This window comes from Fibrobacter sp. UWB3 (genome assembly GCF_002210405.1).
In the GTDB taxonomy this organism is placed as follows: Bacteria; Fibrobacterota; Fibrobacteria; order Fibrobacterales; family Fibrobacteraceae; genus Fibrobacter.
Window position 1 is genome coordinate 147,875 of sequence record NZ_MWQJ01000008.1, and the last position, 17,350, is coordinate 165,224.

A 17,350-nucleotide genomic window follows, 5' to 3' on the forward strand; every position below is an offset into this window, starting at 1 on the left:
CCCCTAAAAAGGGCCAAGGTCACCTACTAAATTGCAAATATAAAAATATTGAAAGAGCCGCATTTCCTGCGGCTCCATTCCGATTACTTTCCGAGCAATCTGTGGTTCACGTGCGCTTCGACGACGTTCACCACGTAGTCCCCCAGCTTTTCGCAGTCGTTCACCACATCCATGTAATGCACACCTATCTGGTAGCTGTAGCGCTGCGCATTGATATCTTCGATATTCAAGTCCTTGAGTATCTTGCGATAATCGTTGATTTCAAATTCAAGCGTCATCGTATTCGAAGCCTTCGTATGCGGCTTGTCCTCGATAACATCCACCATCTGCACTAGCGCCTGGTCGCAAAGTTTCATCATGTTTTCTATGCGGCTGTACTGTTCCTCGGTAAAATCTTCCTCAAGATGGAACTTGCGGTTGATGGCGCGAGCCATGTTGTAGCAAGCATCGCCGATACTTTCGATTTCAGAAATTTCCTTCTGCATGCACTGCAACATCGTCTTACTTTCGATACTCAAGCGACCGCCGCTGACCTTGTTCAAGTATTCACCAATTTCAATTTCAAATCTGTCACTGATACCTTCGTACTTTTCGATGCGGGCGAACAGCTTTACAAAGTCCTCTTCATTTTTCATCTTGAGGAGGTCCGGCAAAAAGCGGTACATCTTGAGAGTGCGTTCTGCAAAGACGTTGATTTCCTTGCGGGCTTCAAAGAGCGAAAGTTCGGCCGTACTCATGAGGCCACCGCTGATAAACTTGATACGGAAATCTTCGCCGTCTTCCTTTTCCTTAATGATCTTGCAGATGAGCGTCTCCATCGGCTTAATGAACCAGATGAGGAGCAGCACGTTGCAAAGGTTGAATGCGGTATGGAATCCGGAAAGTGCGTATGTCACGCGAATGCCAGCCTGAGCGATTTCTTCTTGCGTCTGAGGCACAAAATTCGGGTCAAAGCCAACAAAATGGCAAACCATGTTCACAAACGGGTGGAACAAAATCAGCACCCACACCACACCGAAAATGTTGAAGAGCATGTGAGCCAAAGCCGCGCGCCTAGCCTGCGTACTTGCCGAAAGCGCCGCCAAGTTCGAAGTGACCGTCGTACCGATGTTTTCGCCCATCACAAGCGCAATGCCCTGGTAAATCGGGAGCACGCCGCTAGAGCAGAGGATAAGCGTAATGGCCATGATGGCAGCCGAAGACTGCACACACATCGTAAGGATGCCGCCCAAAAGCAAGAACAAAAGCGTGCTCCAGATGCCGTAGCCGCCCGTCGAGGCAAAGAAATCAATAATCGTCTGGTTATGCGAGAGGTCCATCGCCACAGCGTTTTCGCGGAGCGTCGTAAGCCCGAGGAACATAAACGAGAAGCCGAACACGAATTCGCCAAAGCTCTTGACACTATTCTTGCGGACGTAAGTAAGCACAATGCCAAGCGCAAAGAACGGCCACACCACGTTACTCATGTTGAACTGGAATCCGAAGATGGACATGAGCCAAGCCGTTGCCGTCGTACCGATATTTGCGCCCATAATAACAGGAATGGCCTGCTTAAGAGTAAGCAAGCCAGCATTCACAAAACTAACAGTCATGACGGTAGTCGCAGTCGAAGACTGCACAGCGGCAGTAACGGCAGTACCCGTAAGAAGTCCACCAAGCCTATGCTTGGTCATAGTACCAAGAACCGTACGGAGGTGTCCACCAGTAAGCTTTTGCAAGCCTTCACTCATCGTCTTCATGCCAAACATAAGGAGAGCGAGGCAACCGATCATCTTGAGAATCATAAGAGTCATAGGTCAATCCTATAAAAGCGCCTCTTACCGGGGTCATCGTCGCTGCCTTTCAGCTAGTCCGGATTCGAGACGTAGTTGTTTCTGTTTTTTAGAGCTATGTAAAAAATAGAAATCCCCCTCTGATTCGTCAAAGGGGGGAAGCTTACATTTTTAGTAGGAAATTTAGTTTGACACCAGCGGACTACTATTGTGCCTTCGTTGCAACCATCGCAACGGCCTGGCTGGCGATACCTTCGCCGCGACCCGTGAAACCGAGCTTTTCGGTCGTCGTGCCCTTGATGCCAATCTGCTTTACATCGAGGCCGAGTACGCGGGCAATGTTTGCCTTCATCTGTTCTTTGTGCGGGTTCACCTTCGGGCGTTCGCACATCACAATGCTATCGATGTTGATGATTTCGTAGCCAGCCTTCTTGACTTCTTCGCCGACCTTGCGCAAGAGTTCCAAGCTATCGGCGCCCTTGAAAGCAGGGTCCGTATCCGGGAAGTACGTGCCGATATCGCCAAGGCCAGCAGCCCCGAGCAAAGCATCGCTAATCGCATGCAAAAGCACGTCAGCATCGCTGTGGCCGAGCAAGCCCTTTTCGTACGGGATGTCCACACCGCCGATAATGCACTTGCGGCCTTCCACCAACTTGTGAACGTCAAAACCAATACCAGAACGATAAATCTTGTCCATAAATATTCCTCTTTTCTACGTTCGCAAAATTAGCAAAAACTAATCAAAGAACGCATCCGAGGGTTTCTCCACATATCGATAAACCTCACCGTCTTTCACACAACGGATAGAAAGGCCCGCACTTTTTTGAATGAATTCCCAATGAGGTACTATCGCATTGTACTTAAAAATCTCTGCATAGGCACTATAATTGAAATATTCCTGAGCCGACCAAAAATACGCCGTTTTCCCTCTGTCCTTGAACTTCGATGTATTCCAGTCCCACATTCCAATAGGGAGTACCGTAAATCCAAAATCATCTGTACCATTACAGGCATCACAATCCCATCCCGTTTTTGACTTAAGCGACTTGCCGAAAGGACCAACAACATCATCAGTATTAGTACGAATATAACCCCATTCACTCTGATTCGGTATATGCCAGCCTTCGGGGCAAATTCCACGCACTATTTTTTCACCACTTCCGACATTACATGTTGAGCCAAAGCCACAATCCAAGGGTTTCTCCTCATTTGCCGCTAAAGCCACAGAATCAACTGCAGCAGCCCAAGTATAAAGGCGACCTTCAGCATCACAGTTCGCTTCGTCATTATCGTAGCACCAGTTATTCCCCAACAAACTCGGAGTGGCAGAGCTATCTGCGTAATTCAGGTTTTCGGCCATCCATGTCTGCGAAAATTCTTCGCACTTAAATGGTCCAATTTCTGGAGATAAAGACCAAAAAGTCACCGTCTTATAAACACGACCGTCGCGGGCATCGACAATGGAATCGTAAGTCACCTTATATGTCATTACAAATTCCTCGTCATCGGGAATTGGACCGCAATCCAATTTTTTCGACGAACTGGACGATTCTGCTTTTTCCACATTTTCGCTTGAAGAGGAGGAATCGCCATCATCCACCGTTTCACTGGAAGAAATTTCGCTAGAAGAAGACGGTTCATCATCGACAGACTCTTCGCTCGACGAAGACTGTTCAACAACATCACTTTCTTCGCTAGAAGACGACAGTTCCGATTCTTCACTCGAAGACGATTCAACAGTTTCACCAACATCAGCAGCCACCGCAGTATCATCATTGCAAGCAACGAAAGTGGCAGACACAAGCATACAAGCAGCCCCTAAAGCCATTTTTTTCATCAAATTCATACTAACTCTCCTTTCAACAGCAAAAAATATAGATAAAGTCCGAGGAAACAATAAAAAACATCCCGACTTTTTCAGCCGGGACGTTTTTCAAAAGGTGATCAAACCTCGAAGAGGAATGACAAATTTCACTATCCGATCAGTGCAAGTGCCGGGCGAGCGCTAATCACGAGGAGCGCGATAGCGGACACGGCAACAGCAAAGCGGAGCAAGTAAACGTATGCGTAGTTGGCCTTGCAGCAGATATGGTCACCACCGCAGCACTTGTCGTCCTTTGCCGGGGCAAAGAGCACGTAGGCAATGCGGAGGTAGTAAACTGCAGCCACCAAGGAGAGGCCAAAGCCGATAGCGGCAAGCCAGCCGAGATCAGCATTGAAGGCTTCGGTGAACAGCGTGAACTTGGCAAGGAAACCAGCAACCGGCGGAAGGCCAGCGAGAGAAGCAAGGCACACGGCAACGCCAAGAGCCACAAACGGACGGCGGCGACCAGCACCCTGGAGGTCTTCGAGATTTTCCTTGCAATCATCCTTGCCCGACATGTAGGCAATGCCCGTCAAGGCGCCCGCAGAGGCAATCGCATAAGTGATGAGGAAATAGAACATCGGGCCCATCTGGATTTCGCCCTTGCCGAGGTAATTCGGGAGCAAGAGGCCAATCACGATAAAGCCAGCGTTCATCACGGCAGAGAATGCCAAGATGCGACGCACAGACTTCTGAGCAAGGCCGCTAAATGCACCTATCACCATGGAGAGGAGTGCAACGACCAAGACCACGTAGAAGAGCGGCTTGGACGGATTAGCAACAGTCACCTTTTCAGCGAGGTTCCACACAGCTTCGGCACCGGAGCGCGTCACGAGAACGCTTACCCAGACCGTACCAAGAGCTGCAAGAGCACCGACCTTCACGACTGCTGCCATAAAGCCCGTCACAGCGACAGAGGCGCCCGTATAGACGTCAGCCACCCAGAAGTGGAGCGGAGCAGCGCCAGCCTTGAAGAGGAGGCCTGCAATCACAAAGAGCATACCGATGCTGTAGATTGCCATACGGCCTTCGAGCACGTGACCGCAGAAATGCGTCGAGCCCGTTGCACCGTAAATCAGAGCAACACCGTAGAGGAAGATGGCACTGAAAACAGCACCAGAGACGAAATACTTGAACACGCCTTCGTTAGCGTTCACGTCCTTACGGCGGATGCCCACGAGAGCGTAAATCGGGAAGCTCGTGAGTTCCATCGCAATGAACAAGGCAACAAAGTCGATAGCCTGGGTCATGAGCATTGCACCGCTAGTGGCAAGCATCATGAGGCCATAAGCTTCACCGCCCTTGAACTGTTCACGGCCAAGAGTCCACTGGAGGCCCGAAATACCGAGGAAACCGCAAAGGAGGATTGCAGCGCAAAGCACGCGGCGAACCGGGTCCATCGCGTAGAGGTTCAAGAGAGCTTCGGTCTTAGCGTAGTACAAAGCGGCTACGCTAAGAGCAATGAAGAAAGCAGCCACCCAAGGAAGAACCTTGTGCTTGTTTTCGTCGCGCAAGAACGGTTCAGCAGCGAGAGCCACCATGCCGCCCAAGACCACGAAGATCACCGGCAAGAGAAAAACAAGATTACTTAGCATCGGAAGCCTCCTTCACAGAATTTTCAGATTTTGCAGCAGCTTCAGGATTTTCAACGCTCTTCATCTGGGCAATGATAGATGCACGTTCATCCTCCTTGAAACCGGCGGCAGCGAGAGTCGAATCCAACTGGTGGATTTCTTCAGCTGTCATCGGAGCTTCGCCATTGTTGAGAGCGGCACTGTTCAGCACCTGAACTGCAGCCGGGTCTTCAGTAGATTCAGCTTCATTGAGGGAATTCGTCACATATGCCGGGTGGAAACCGAACACGAGGAGGAGCAAGAGCATCACGCCGATGCTGACGCCTTCAAGCGGCATTGTGCGACGACCTTCTTCGTATTCACGAGCAGCCTTCCCGAAGATGACCTTCTGGATGAAGCGGAGCATGTATGCAGCGGAGAGGATCAAGGTAAATCCAGCCACGAGAGCCGGGAGCGGGCCCATATCCCACAAGGAAAGGAGCACGGAGAATTCACCGACGAAGCCTGCCGTACCAGGAACTGCAAGTGCCATCACGCCGGCAAAGCCAAAGAGCGTCGAGAACACCGGATTCTTGGAAGAAAGACCGCCAAGCTTATCAAGTTCACGCGTACCCGCCATGCGTTCTGCAATACCCATGAGGTAGAACTGGGCGCCAGCCGAAATGCCATGAGCAACGAGCAACATGAGCACAGCCGGGAGCATCGCTTCAGAGACGCTAAAGACGCCAGCCACAGCGAGGCCCAAGTGACCCATGGAACTGAAGGCAAGGAGTTTCTTACCATCCGTTGCGCGGAGAGCCATGAGAGCGCCATAGACAGCAGTGAAGAGGCCAAGCCACATCATGCAAGAAACGGCGTTCATCGAAAGCGGGAAAATCGGGAGGATCCAGACGATAAAGCCAAACACACCCGCCTTACTCATTGCACCCGTGAGGATTGCAGAGAGCGGAGCCGGAGCTTCAGCGTAAGTGATTGCCTGCCAGCCGTGGAACGGGAAAATCGGAGTCTTCACGAGGAATGCCAAGAGGAAGCACACGAGAAGGACGTTCTGAGTGCCTTCCGGGAGACCCTGGAGAGCAACAGCAAGCGAGAGGAGCGTCGAGTTATCTGCAATAGAGAGCAAATACCAGAGAGCGACCATCATCGGAGCAGAGCCGACCAACGTGTAAATCGCAAACGTCATCGCGGCCTTCATTCTGTCCTTGCCACCGAAACCAGCAATGAGAACCGCAGCCGGAATCACCATGGCTTCGAAGAAGAAGAAGAAGAGCACTGCATCAGCCGCAAGGAAGGTGCCGTTCATGGCGCCCATCAAGGAGAAGATGCCGATAGCGAAGTTGCGATAGCTTCTGCAAGTAATTGCACGTGCAGAAATCAAAGCCACGAGAGAAAGGCCACTGGAGAGGAACACCATCCAGGAGGCAAGTCCGTGACTCGTGAGGTAGTAGTAAACAGGTCCCTTGCAACCAGGAATCTGGAACCATTCAATAGCTTCCGTCGAAACGCTACCGCCAGCAATCAAGGCGACAGACATGGCCGTAAAGCCGATGCCCATCAGAATGGCAAGGCGGGAAGAAGACTTGGAGTCTTCCTTGGACGTCATCACCATGAGGATGGCGGCGACGAACGGGGCGAGGACAAGGAGATGTAACAGCATTAGAGAGTACCTCCAGTCAAAATAACAATAGCCAACAACGCCACCAGCCCAAGAATGCTAAGGGCAATCTGGAGGCGAACCTTGCGCACCTGGAACGAGGCGGCGCCGTCACCGAGAATCGTTGCGATTGCACCAATCGTCCACTGGGCAGCCGCGAGAATCTTGTCGACAACGACATCGCAGATCCATGCAAGCACGTTAACCGGGATGATACCCACGTACTTGTGGATGGAATCGAACAGGAACGTCCACGTAGCCTTGCCACCTTCAGGAGCGGAGCTACCCTTAGCAGCCGGGATACGGGCGTTAGCGTAAATCTTGTAAGCGATGAACATACCGAGGAGGGCTGCCACCGTACCGAGAGCGGCAAAGACCACCGGGTTCACGTGAGTAACCACAGCCGGAGTGTTGTAAGCCTGGGCGGCGCCAACGACCGGAGCGAGCGTTTCAGCAAAGAACTTGATGCCGATGGAATCAGCCCAGAGGTAACCGGCAAACACAGCACCGAAGGCGAGAATCACCATCGGGATGAGCATGACAGCCGGAGCTTCGTGGATGTGTTCTTCACTTTCCTTGGAACCGCGGTAGCTACCGAAGAACGTAAGGATAATGAGGCGACCCATGTAGACAGCGGTAATCACAGCCGTAATGAGGCCCACGACGTAAACAGCCTGGCCCATCGTGCCACTCATGAAAATCTTTTCGAGAATCAAGTCCTTGGACCAGAAACCGGAGAAGCCCGGGAAGCCGACAATCGCGAGGAACGCAAAGATCATCACGCAGGCAGTCACCGGAGTCTTCTTCAAAAGGCCACCCATCTTGCGCATGTCCTGTTCGCCCGAGAGAGCGTGAATCACGGCACCAGCGCCAAGGAAGAGCGCCGCCTTGAAGAATGCGTGCGTAAACACGTGGAAGATAGAAGCGTCAAAGGCGCAAACACCAGAAGCCATGAACATGTAACCGAGCTGGCTAATGGTAGAATAAGCAAGAACCTTCTTGATGTCGTTCTGGAAAAGACCTGCAACAGCAGCCCAGAAAGCAGTGAGCATACCGACCACCACGATAATGTCAAGCACCACCGGGAGGAGGGCAAACATGCTGCCGAGACGGGCGAGCAAGTAGACACCAGAAGTCACCATCGTTGCGGCATGGATCAAGGCAGAAACCGGAGTCGGACCCGCCATAGCATCCGGAAGCCAGGTGAGGAGCGGAATCTGAGCAGACTTACCCGTGCAACCGATGAAGAAGAGGATACCAGCCACAGAAAGAACCGGAACGATCAAGTCAACGTGGTTACCATTGATAACCATGCTGATGAAGTTCGTAAGCACATCGTAGTTGAGGATAGCCGAGCCACCGATTGTCACGAGGCAGAGCATACCGAGCAAGAAGCCGATATCGCCCACGCGGTTCACGATGAAAGCCTTGTTAGCGGCATGGCAGTTCTTGATATCCTTGTTCCAGAAACCGATGAGGAGGTAGGAGCAGAGGCCCACGCCTTCCCAACCGAGGAACGTGAGGAGCAAGTTGTCCGAGAGCACGAGCACAATCATGCTGAACAAGAAGAGGTTGATGTAGGCGAAGTAACGGGCAAAGCCGCGGTCGCCGTGCATGTAACCGATCGAGTAGAGAGCGATGAGAGAGCCAATGCCAGTCACGAACAGGAGCATGATGCGGGAAAGACCATCGAACAGGAATCCGATATCCACGCGGAACATCGGAATGTCAATCCAGTTGCAGAGCGTTTCACGAACGCCGCCTTCCGGCATGTTGAGCGAAAGGAGAGCAACACCAGCAAAGGAGAGTGCCGGGAAGAGGACTGCGAGCGTTCCAACGAAACCTTCAGCAGGGCCCTTCTTGCTGCCCGAAGAAATGACGGCGATAGCACCGAGGATAATGCATCCCAACAGCGGGAAGAGAGGTATCAAACCAAGAGAAATCATTGCTTATTACCCCTTCATGTTAGAATACGTGTCGGCGTCAACGCTTTCACGGTTGCGGAAAATGAGGATGACCATAGCAAGACCGACGCAAGCTTCAGCTGCAGCGACTGCGATGGAGAACAGCGGAACCACCTGGCCCACAATGCTTGCATCCGCAGGCAGAGTCTTTGCAAAGCCCACGAAGGAGAGGTTCACGGCGTTCAGGGCAAGTTCAACGCCCATCAGCACAAAGAACACATTGCGGCGAGAGACCGCGACCATGAGGCCGATGGCGAAAATGACCAGGGCCAAGATCTGAACATATATAGCTTGGAGTTCCATTAGTGTTTATCCTCCGTTTTTTCGGATTCCACAGAACCAAGGCGCTTCTTGGCGAGAAGCACTGCGGCACCCATGGCAGAAAGCAGAAGCACACCGAGGACTTCGAAAAGCACGAAGTAACCAGGGCCGCTCTGAGCTACATCAAAGAGAGTCTTGGAAGTGATTGCCACAGAACCGCGAACCGTTGCAGCATCAAAGGCGATCGGGGCGCGGACGAGGGCAAAGCCCACGAGACCGGCAAGCACGATGACGGCAGGAATCACAAAGAGCGAAACCTTGTCAAACATCGGTGTGTGGGAGTCACGGGCGCCATTCAAGACCATAATCACGAACGTGAGGAGCATCATGATAGCACCTGCGTAGACCATGATTTGCACGACGCCGAGGAACGGGCTTCCGAGAAGGCCGTAGATACCGGCAAGGGACACCATCGAGGCGACCAGCGAGAGGGCGCCATAAAGCGGGTGTCTAGAGAGGAGCACGCAAACGGCACTGCCGACTGCGATTACTGCGAGGACAATGAAATAAATCAATGCAAGCATTATTTGACCTCCATGCCCCAGACCTTGCGGGCCTCGGCATTCTTTGTACCGCCCGGAGCCATCTGGCTCTGTTCGTCATTCGGGTAATCCTTCGGATCCCAGTTGGTGAGATCGTAAAGGTGAGCCACGAAGTCTTCGCGGGAACGGTGTTCGAAAATGATTTGCTTCGTATCCATGCGGAGGGCATCGACCGGGCAAGCTTCTGCGCAAAGGCCGCAGAACACGCAAGTCAGGTGGTCGATGTCAAAGCGCATCACGCGCTTTTCGATACGCGGGTCATCGCTCTGCGTTGCTTCAATGAAGATGCAGTGGGCAGGGCAAGCCGCAGCGCACATGCCGCAAGCGACACAGCGAGGCGTACCATCCGGGCGAAGCATCAAGCGGTGCTTGGCACGGTAGGTATTGCGGATTTCGGGCTGACCTTCCGGGTAAGAAATCGTCGGAAGTTCTTCATAGCGGAACAAGCCACGAGCCGCATGCTTAAGGGTTGTCCACAGACCGCGAATCGCCTCGAAAATGTAAAGGCGTTCAATGACGGTCATCGGTTTTTGCTTAATAACGCGCATTAGTTACCCCCTAAAAGTTTTGCAATGACCGCAGTCACCACGAGGTTGATGAGGGCGATATTCAAGATAATCTTCCAGCCGAGGTGCATCACGTGGTCATAGCGGAAGCGCGGGAGCGTCCAGCGGACCCAAATCCAGACCCAGCAGAAGATGAGGCTCTTTGCCACAAGAACGAGCAAGTGGATGAGCGCCGTACCGACTGCGGTTGCAAAGCTACCGACAGCGAGACCATTCACCACGAAGTTTTCAGGATTGTAGAAGAACCAGGCGGCAACACCGAGAGCTATGAATGCTGCAGCAGCGACCCAGGCCACAATCTTGTAAAGCTTGTATTCCTTGAGAATTTCAAAGCGGTTTGTAAGATTCGTTGCCTTGAGCTTTCTGGAATAGCGATAAATCATGTGGAGGAATGCAAGAGCGATGAAAGCGAGCACGCCACAGAGAATGGCAAGGGAGCCACCCATGTGTTCCTGCATCGTTTCGGTCGTCACAAACGGAACTGCATAACCGCCAAGGAACAGCGTTGCAATGAGGAAGCTGTTGATGCAGATGTGCGAGTATTCGCCCATGTAGAAGAGACCGAACTGCATAGCGCCATATTCCGTATGGTAACCGGCGACGAGTTCAGGTTCACCTTCGGCGACGTCGAACGGAGCACGACCCGTTTCAGCAATGCTTGCAATGAGGAAGCAGAAGAATGCGACCGGCTGGGCAACGATGCCCCACACGTGATTTTCCTGCCACTGCACAATGTCCGTGAGGTTGAAAGAACCGGCGAGGAGCAAAATGCCCATGAGCGAAAGTCCGAGGCAGACTTCGTAGCTGATGGTCATGGAGCTCGTACGGAGAGCGCCCAAGAAGCTGTACTTGGACTTGGAAGCCCAACCAGCAAGCATGGCACCGTAAGCCGAAATGGAGGAGAAACCGAAGAGCAAGAGCACGCCCACATCGGAATCGATGATGGAACCTGCAATGCGAACCGTTTCGCCACCCCAGTCAAAGATCATCGGTCCAAACCACGGGATCACGCACGGAGAGAGGAACACGATAGCGAACGGGATTGCCGGAGCTACATAGTAAAGGAGCTTGTTCACGCCAGCCGGTGCAAACATTTCCTTGAAGAAGAGCTTCGTACCGTCGCACATGTTCTGCACGTAACCGAGCAAGCGGATCTTGCCGAAGTACGGAATCTTGATGTAGGAGCGGTTCGGGCCCTGACGGTCTTGCATGAAGCCCGCGCCACGACGTTCCATCGGGATTAAAAGGAGGATGTAAAGGACAGGTACGAAGCAGAAAGCGAACTTCGCAATCGTAATTGCCCATTCAATCCAGGTTTTGGATTCAATAATATCCATTATGCGTTACCTCCCAGGAGCTTTCCTGTGCTCTTGATGGCATCATAGGTAATGTCGGCGAAAGCCGGCACGTATTCACGAGCCTTCTTGAAAGCTTCGCAAGCCGAATTGAACTTGTTGCCAGCCAAAGCGGAAATCACTTCGTAAGCCGGGGCAAGCTTTTCATCCGGGCAAGTCGGAGCAGCAGAGAGCTTCTGCAAGATGTTGAGGCTGTTGACCATCGTGCCCTGGACTTCGCTCCAGTGGCGGATACCGAAAGCGACCTTGGCCTTCTTGGCGGTAGCGTCATCGAAAGCAGAAAGGGCGATGCGGTTCGAAATCTTATCGAGAGCCTTCGCTGCAGCAGCGTCTTCGCCGTAGAGGTCGGCGTTCACCGTGATGAGGTTGCTGAATTCGCCTGCGCGCTTGAGGAGTTCTGCAACATCTGCAAAACCCATGAGCTGCATACCTGCGCGGTTTGCCACCGGGTCACCGCTCTTGGCGATACCGTCCGGAGCGTTCACCTTGAGGAGGGAACCACCGAAGAGTTCAGCGCGGTCACCGAGAGCGTCCTTGAGCATCTTGAGAGCAGCGAGGTCTTCGTTCGTGCAAGCGCCACCAGCAACGAGGGCGACCTTACCGCCAACCAGCTGGAGTGCAGAAGCGTCGATTGCCGGCAAACGGTTCTTGTCGAACTGCTGGAACGCAAGACGGCTCGTGTTAGAGAGCCAGCTGCGGTTCACTTCCGGATTGCAACGCGGCATCACACGGTAGATGCGGCCATCGGCATGATCAAGCCAGATGTTTGCACCGAGGGAATCGTCCATCGAAATCGTCGGCGTATGGGCAAGGAGCCAAACGCGCTTCTGGAAGCGGAAGTACTTTGCCGTCATGGCGCCCGTCGGGCATACGTCCGTGACACAGAGGTCGTATTCGTGGTCGAGCTTTTCGCCCGGGAAGGTAGTAATGTAAGTATGGTCGGCACGGCCAGCAAGCTGGAGCTGTTCGTCCTTAGCGATGCTACGCATAAAGCGTACGCAACGGTCGCACTGCACGCAACGTTCTTCGTCGAGCAAAATGCGCGGACCGATGTCCACATGCTTACCGCCACGGAGCTGACCCTTCGCATCAATGAACTGATGTTCCGGATTGCCATGGTAATTCTTGCCGTATTCCGGACGGAGGCGGCCTTCGTTCTGGCCTGCTTCCATGTAGTTTTCCTGCAAGGTGCATTCACCGGCCTTGTCGCAAATCGGGCAATCGAGCGGGTGGTTCACCAGCATGAATTCCTGTGTGGCCTTGCGGGCGTTCTTCACGCGGGCGCTAGATGCCGGGGTATAAATCTTCATACCCGGAGTCACAGGAGTGTAGCACGAAATCACGAGCATGCGACCGCGCGGGCCTTCCTGCTCTACCAGGCACTGACGGCAGTTACCCGACACCGGCAAATACGGATGATAACATACGTGAGGAGTTTCAATCCCGACAGCCTTCAGGGCTTCGAGGAGGTTGGTATCGCCAGGAACCATCACGGCCTTGTCATCCACGAAGATTTCCACCTTCGGGCTTGCTTCGGTCGGGAGTTTCGGCATATTGTAGTAGTTACTCATATTATTACCAGAAAATTCCAGGACGACTTGTTTCTTGAATACGCGGTTTTGCGTGTTCGGGGTTCTTAGCGATATATTCGTCAAAGTCCGCACGGAACTTTGCAGTGTAGCTCGAAACCGGGCCACCCAAAGAAATGGAGAGCGGGCAAATAGTCACGCCACCAAATCCGCTAGAAAGGCTCTGCATGAGTTCCACATCGCCATCGTGACCGTTGCCGGCCACCATCTGGTTCAAGATGCGGTGCAAGAGGCCCGTACCTTCACGGCACGGCGTGCACTGGCCGCAAGATTCGTGGCTGTAGAAGTTGCCGAGGCAATTCAAGAGGTCTGCCATGTTGTGCGTATCGTTAATCACGATCATAGCGCCAGAACCGAACATCGTCTTCATCGAGGCGAGGCATTCGTAGTCCATCGTGGCGACAGCAGCTTCTTCTGCCGTAAGCGGAGCGCAAGAGGAACCGCCCGGGAGCACAGCCTTGAGCTTGCCACCCACAACGCCACCGGCGTAATCGTTAATCATAGTCATCATCGGAGTGCCGAGAGGAGCTTCGTACACGCCCGGATTCTTCACGTCACCGGAAATGCAGAACACCTTCGTACCACCGGCGCGCGGCGTACCCATCTTGGCGTAGTCGCTCGGGTCGTGGCTCAAAATCCACGGAAGCGACATGATGGTTTCGACGTTGTTCACGCAAGTCGGGGACTTCCAGGCACCGCAAACAGCCGGGAACGGCGGCTTCAAGCGCGGCTGGCCCTTCTGGCCTTCAAGAGAGTTAATAAGAGCAGTTTCTTCACCGCAAATGTAGGCGCCAGCACCGCGATGCACAAAGATATCAAAGCTGAACTTCGTGCCGCAAATGTTTTCGCCGAGATAGCCAGCAGCATAAGCCTGGTTCAAAGCCTTGTTCAAGGCTTCGATGCACGGGAGGAATTCGCCACGGCAGTAGATGTAGGCTGCGCGAGAGCCAAGAGCCCAAGCGGCAATGATAAGGCCTTCAATCAAGCGGTGCGGATCTTCGAGCATGAGGAAGTGGTCCTTAAAGGTACCGCCTTCGCCTTCATCAGCGTTTACGACAATGTAAACCGGCTTGCCCGTACCACGCGGCACAAAGCTCCACTTCATGCCCGTCGGGAAGCCTGCACCACCACGTCCGCGGAGGTTAGAACGTTGCACGTAATCGATGAGCTCAAACTGGCTCATGTTGAACAAGCGTTCAGAAATGTTGGAGTAGCCACCCAGCTTCTTATAGACTTCGATGTCCTGGGCGCCCTTGCCAAAGTTCTGCGTACAAACTTTTACACATTCAGCCATAATTAAACCGCCTTTTGTTCCGGTGCGGGCTTCTGCTTAGTCACAGCAACAGCCGAGGGTTTAGCAACACGTTCACCGGAGGTCGCAATCATACGGTATTCGTCGCCGACCTTTCCGTTCGGGTCCAAAAAAGCCTTGTCCTTCACGCCCGGCTCGCCCACAGCGACCCAATCATTGCCATTCTTCTTTTCGACGACAATCTTCGTGAATTCCGGAGCGCCCTTCCAAGTGAGGGTAGCGCCCGTTTCGTCAGCTTCGGACTTGACATTCAAAACCGGAGAAGGCGGAGCATAGTCAGCTACCTGCGGCTTTGCAATAGCACCCGGAGCGCCCGGATGACCGCAATGGCCCTTCACCGTACCGCCGAGCACATCGTGCTTCGGAATGTTGTCTTCATGAGCATAGCACCACTTGAGGATGCGGTCGATGCTGTCGGTCGTAAGCTTTGTACCCGGCTTCATCGTGAGCACGTCGCCATCAGCGTCTGTTGCGAAGTCATCGTTCACGAGCATCATCGGGCCGTTGCCGCAAGAACCGAGGCATTCCACCTGGAGGATCGTAAAGAGACCATCCGGAGTCGTTTCGCCCGTCTTGATGTTCAAAGCATGTTCCACATAAGCGATTAAACTCGGAGCGCCCTTGATCGTGCAGCTGATGTTACGGCAGAACTGCAAGAGGAACTTGCCCTTCGGAGCGTGGTTGTACATTGTGTAGAACGTAGCAACGCCAAGAGCATGAGCCGGAGCGCAACCGCAGACGTTTGCAGCCCAGCGGATTCCTTCGCGCGGCACCCAGCCAAACACGCCCTGCACGAGCCAAAGCACTTCGAGAAGTGCGGCCTGACCGACCGGATAGCGGCTGAGCAAATCAGCGCAGCGTTCCTTGATTTCAGGCGTATTGAGCTTGGCGAGCACTTCAGCCGTAGGCGGCTGCGGCACAGGCTTGTTCACATAGCCAAACTTCTGGCCCGGATCCGGCAAAGCATCAATCGGCTGTGCCGGACGGTCGAACTTCAAATGATTGTTCGAGACAAATTGGACAGCGCCAGTAATATGTTCTCTCATCGGTCAAGTTCTCCAGCAATAATGTTGAGACCCGAAAGCACGGCCATGGAGTCAGCCAAGAGACCGCCTTCGACGAGTTCATGGAATGCAGCAAACTGCGTAAGGCAAGGCGGACGCACCTTGATGCGGTACGGATGGCCAGAGCCGTCAGAAATAATCGTGAAGCCAAGTTCACCGTTAGCGCATTCGGAACCGCAGTAGTATTCGCCTTCCGGAACGCGGATGCCTTCGTAAACGCTCTTGAAGCGACCGATAAGGCCTTCCATGTCCTGATAAGCGAGCTTGTGAGATGGCACGCGGATACGCGGATCGACGATATCGACCGGGCCCGGAGCGAGGCGCTTCAAAGCCTGGCGCACAATCTTCACGGATTCTTCAATTTCAGCCAAACGAACCTGCAGACGGTCGTTGCAGTCGCCCTGAGTGCCGACCACGACTTCCCAGTCATAGGTTTCGTAATCGTAGTACGGTTCGTCCTTGCGGAGGTCAGAGGCAACACCGGAAGCGCGGAGGCACGGACCGGTCCAGCCATAGCTGATAGCCTTTTCAGCAGAAATCTTGCCGATGCCCACCGTACGGTCGAGGAAGATGCGGTTTCTATCCAAGCAGGCGTGCAAGTCCTTCAATGCCTTTTCGGTAGAATTGAGGGCTGCGAGAACGTCCTGTTCAAAACCTTCGTAGCTATCGCGGTAGAGGCCGCCAATGCGAGCAAAGCTGTTCGTAAGACGTGCACCCGTGAGCTTTTCCCAGATGCACATGATTTCTTCACGCGGATTGAAGGCGTACATGAACGGAGTCGTACCGCCCAAGTCCTGGAACGCAGCAGCAACGCACACAAAGTGGTCGTTGATACGGCTAAGTTCGTTCACAATCACGCGGAGGACCTTGGAACGTTCCGGGATTTCAACACCGAACATGTTTTCGACTGCACGGCAGAACGCAATGTTGTTCATGATAGCAGAGCAGTAGTTCAAGCGGTCCGTGTACGGGACAACTTGCTGCCAAGTGCCGCGTTCGACCATCTTTTCGAACCCGCGGTGCAGGTAGCCGATTTCTTCGACGGATGCCACGATGGTTTCGCCATCCATAGCGGTCAAGAAGCGCAAGCAACCGTGAGTTGCCGGGTGGCTAGGCCCAACGTTCAAGGGCATCAAATTCAGCTTTTCGCCATTCGGATCTAATACGATCATGCCTTGATACTCCCTTCCAAAAATTCATTGTCGTTCGTTTCCACTTCCTTAGAGCGCTGGATGACCTTGTAGCCAAGTTCTTCGAGGCGCTTTTCGAGTTCCGGAAGCAGGTAGTCGTTTGTCGAAAGCCACTGGCGCTTCTGGGCAGGGTAATCCTTGCGGAGCGGATGGCCAACAAATTCAACGTGGTTCAACAAGCGGCGGAGGTCCGGATGACCTTCAAAAATCACACCGAACTGGTCATAGACTTCGCGTTCGTACCAGTTGGCATTGGCGTAGAGGTCGCTAATCGTCGGGACCTTGAGGTTTTCTTCGGACACCAGCACCTTAAGACGGATGCGGGCACCCGGATTCTTCATGCTCTTGAAAGCATAAGAGACCGCAAAGCGAGGGCCTTCGTGATTCGGGTAAGTCAAGTAGTCGATACCGGCAATGTCCACAAGCATATCGAACTTGATGCCGGATTCTTCCTTGAGGAACTGGACTGCGTTATGCAGATAGGGAGCAGCAACGACAGCCGTGATGCCCCACTTGTCGAGCGGTTCGCGCTTGACGTCAAACTTTCCTTCAAGGGCGGTGAAGATTTCTTCAACAGTCATTC

The 17,350-nt window shown here is 53.3% G+C and carries 15 protein-coding genes; all 15 read right to left on the reverse strand.

All coding sequences use genetic code 11. The features are described from left to right. Positions 1–83: 83 nt before the first annotated feature. The 15 genes from B7991_RS10385 to B7991_RS10455 all read right to left on the reverse strand — a co-directional run bounded on the left by B7991_RS10385 (position 84) and on the right by B7991_RS10455 (position 17,348). Positions 84–1,793, reverse strand: coding sequence for a Na/Pi cotransporter family protein (locus tag B7991_RS10385; protein WP_088630763.1), 1,710 nt, complete (start codon positions 1,791–1,793; stop codon positions 84–86). Positions 1,794–1,977: 184 nt separating this feature from the next. Further along, the gene (ispF, locus tag B7991_RS10390) at positions 1,978–2,469 is read right to left on the reverse strand and encodes a 2-C-methyl-D-erythritol 2,4-cyclodiphosphate synthase (protein ID WP_088630764.1); all 492 of its coding nucleotides are present in this window, start codon (positions 2,467–2,469) and stop codon (positions 1,978–1,980) included. 39 nt (positions 2,470–2,508) lie between these two features. Continuing rightward, the gene (locus B7991_RS10395; RefSeq protein WP_088630765.1) at positions 2,509–3,618 is read right to left on the reverse strand and encodes an FISUMP domain-containing protein; all 1,110 of its coding nucleotides are present in this window, start codon (positions 3,616–3,618) and stop codon (positions 2,509–2,511) included. 128 nt (positions 3,619–3,746) lie between these two features. Continuing rightward, positions 3,747–5,231: an NADH-quinone oxidoreductase subunit N gene (locus B7991_RS10400; protein WP_088630766.1), complete on the reverse strand. Its 1,485-nt coding sequence runs from the start codon at positions 5,229–5,231 to the stop codon at positions 3,747–3,749. Next, a complete protein-coding gene (locus B7991_RS10405; RefSeq protein ID WP_088630767.1) occupies positions 5,221–6,867 on the reverse strand; it encodes a NuoM family protein in 1,647 nt (548 codons plus the stop codon). Before B7991_RS10405 ends, B7991_RS10400 begins: the two co-directional genes overlap by 11 nt. Then, positions 6,867–8,810 (reverse strand): NADH-quinone oxidoreductase subunit L, encoded by a 1,944-nt coding sequence (gene nuoL / locus B7991_RS10410; protein ID WP_088630768.1) that lies wholly within the window; start codon positions 8,808–8,810, stop codon positions 6,867–6,869. Before nuoL ends, B7991_RS10405 begins: the two co-directional genes overlap by 1 nt. A 6-nt stretch (positions 8,811–8,816) precedes the next feature. After that, positions 8,817–9,131 (reverse strand): NADH-quinone oxidoreductase subunit NuoK, encoded by a 315-nt coding sequence (gene nuoK / locus B7991_RS10415; RefSeq protein WP_073423383.1) that lies wholly within the window; start codon positions 9,129–9,131, stop codon positions 8,817–8,819. Further along, a complete protein-coding gene (locus B7991_RS10420; RefSeq protein WP_014546782.1) occupies positions 9,131–9,673 on the reverse strand; it encodes an NADH-quinone oxidoreductase subunit J in 543 nt (180 codons plus the stop codon). The genes nuoK and B7991_RS10420 overlap by 1 nt, the downstream gene beginning before the upstream one ends. Continuing rightward, a complete protein-coding gene (locus B7991_RS10425) occupies positions 9,673–10,239 on the reverse strand; it encodes an NADH-quinone oxidoreductase subunit I (RefSeq protein WP_015732213.1) in 567 nt (188 codons plus the stop codon). The genes B7991_RS10420 and B7991_RS10425 overlap by 1 nt, the downstream gene beginning before the upstream one ends. Then, the gene (locus B7991_RS10430; protein WP_088630769.1) at positions 10,239–11,594 is read right to left on the reverse strand and encodes a complex I subunit 1 family protein; all 1,356 of its coding nucleotides are present in this window, start codon (positions 11,592–11,594) and stop codon (positions 10,239–10,241) included. Before B7991_RS10430 ends, B7991_RS10425 begins: the two co-directional genes overlap by 1 nt. Continuing rightward, a complete protein-coding gene (locus tag B7991_RS10435) occupies positions 11,594–13,183 on the reverse strand; it encodes a 2Fe-2S iron-sulfur cluster-binding protein (protein ID WP_088630770.1) in 1,590 nt (529 codons plus the stop codon). The genes B7991_RS10430 and B7991_RS10435 overlap by 1 nt, the downstream gene beginning before the upstream one ends. Before the next feature lie 4 nt (positions 13,184–13,187). After that, a complete protein-coding gene (gene nuoF, locus B7991_RS10440; RefSeq protein ID WP_073423386.1) occupies positions 13,188–14,495 on the reverse strand; it encodes an NADH-quinone oxidoreductase subunit NuoF in 1,308 nt (435 codons plus the stop codon). 2 nt (positions 14,496–14,497) lie between these two features. Further along, entirely contained in the window at positions 14,498–15,559 is a 1,062-nt protein-coding gene (locus tag B7991_RS10445) for an NAD(P)H-dependent oxidoreductase subunit E (RefSeq protein WP_088630771.1), read from the reverse strand. Continuing rightward, positions 15,556–16,749: an NADH-quinone oxidoreductase subunit D gene (locus tag B7991_RS10450; RefSeq protein ID WP_088630772.1), complete on the reverse strand. Its 1,194-nt coding sequence runs from the start codon at positions 16,747–16,749 to the stop codon at positions 15,556–15,558. Before B7991_RS10450 ends, B7991_RS10445 begins: the two co-directional genes overlap by 4 nt. Beyond that, on the reverse strand, positions 16,746–17,348 hold the full coding sequence (locus B7991_RS10455; protein ID WP_088630773.1) for an NADH-quinone oxidoreductase subunit C: 603 nt from the start codon (positions 17,346–17,348) through the stop codon (positions 16,746–16,748). The genes B7991_RS10450 and B7991_RS10455 overlap by 4 nt, the downstream gene beginning before the upstream one ends. Between the last annotated feature and the right edge of the window lie 2 nt (positions 17,349–17,350).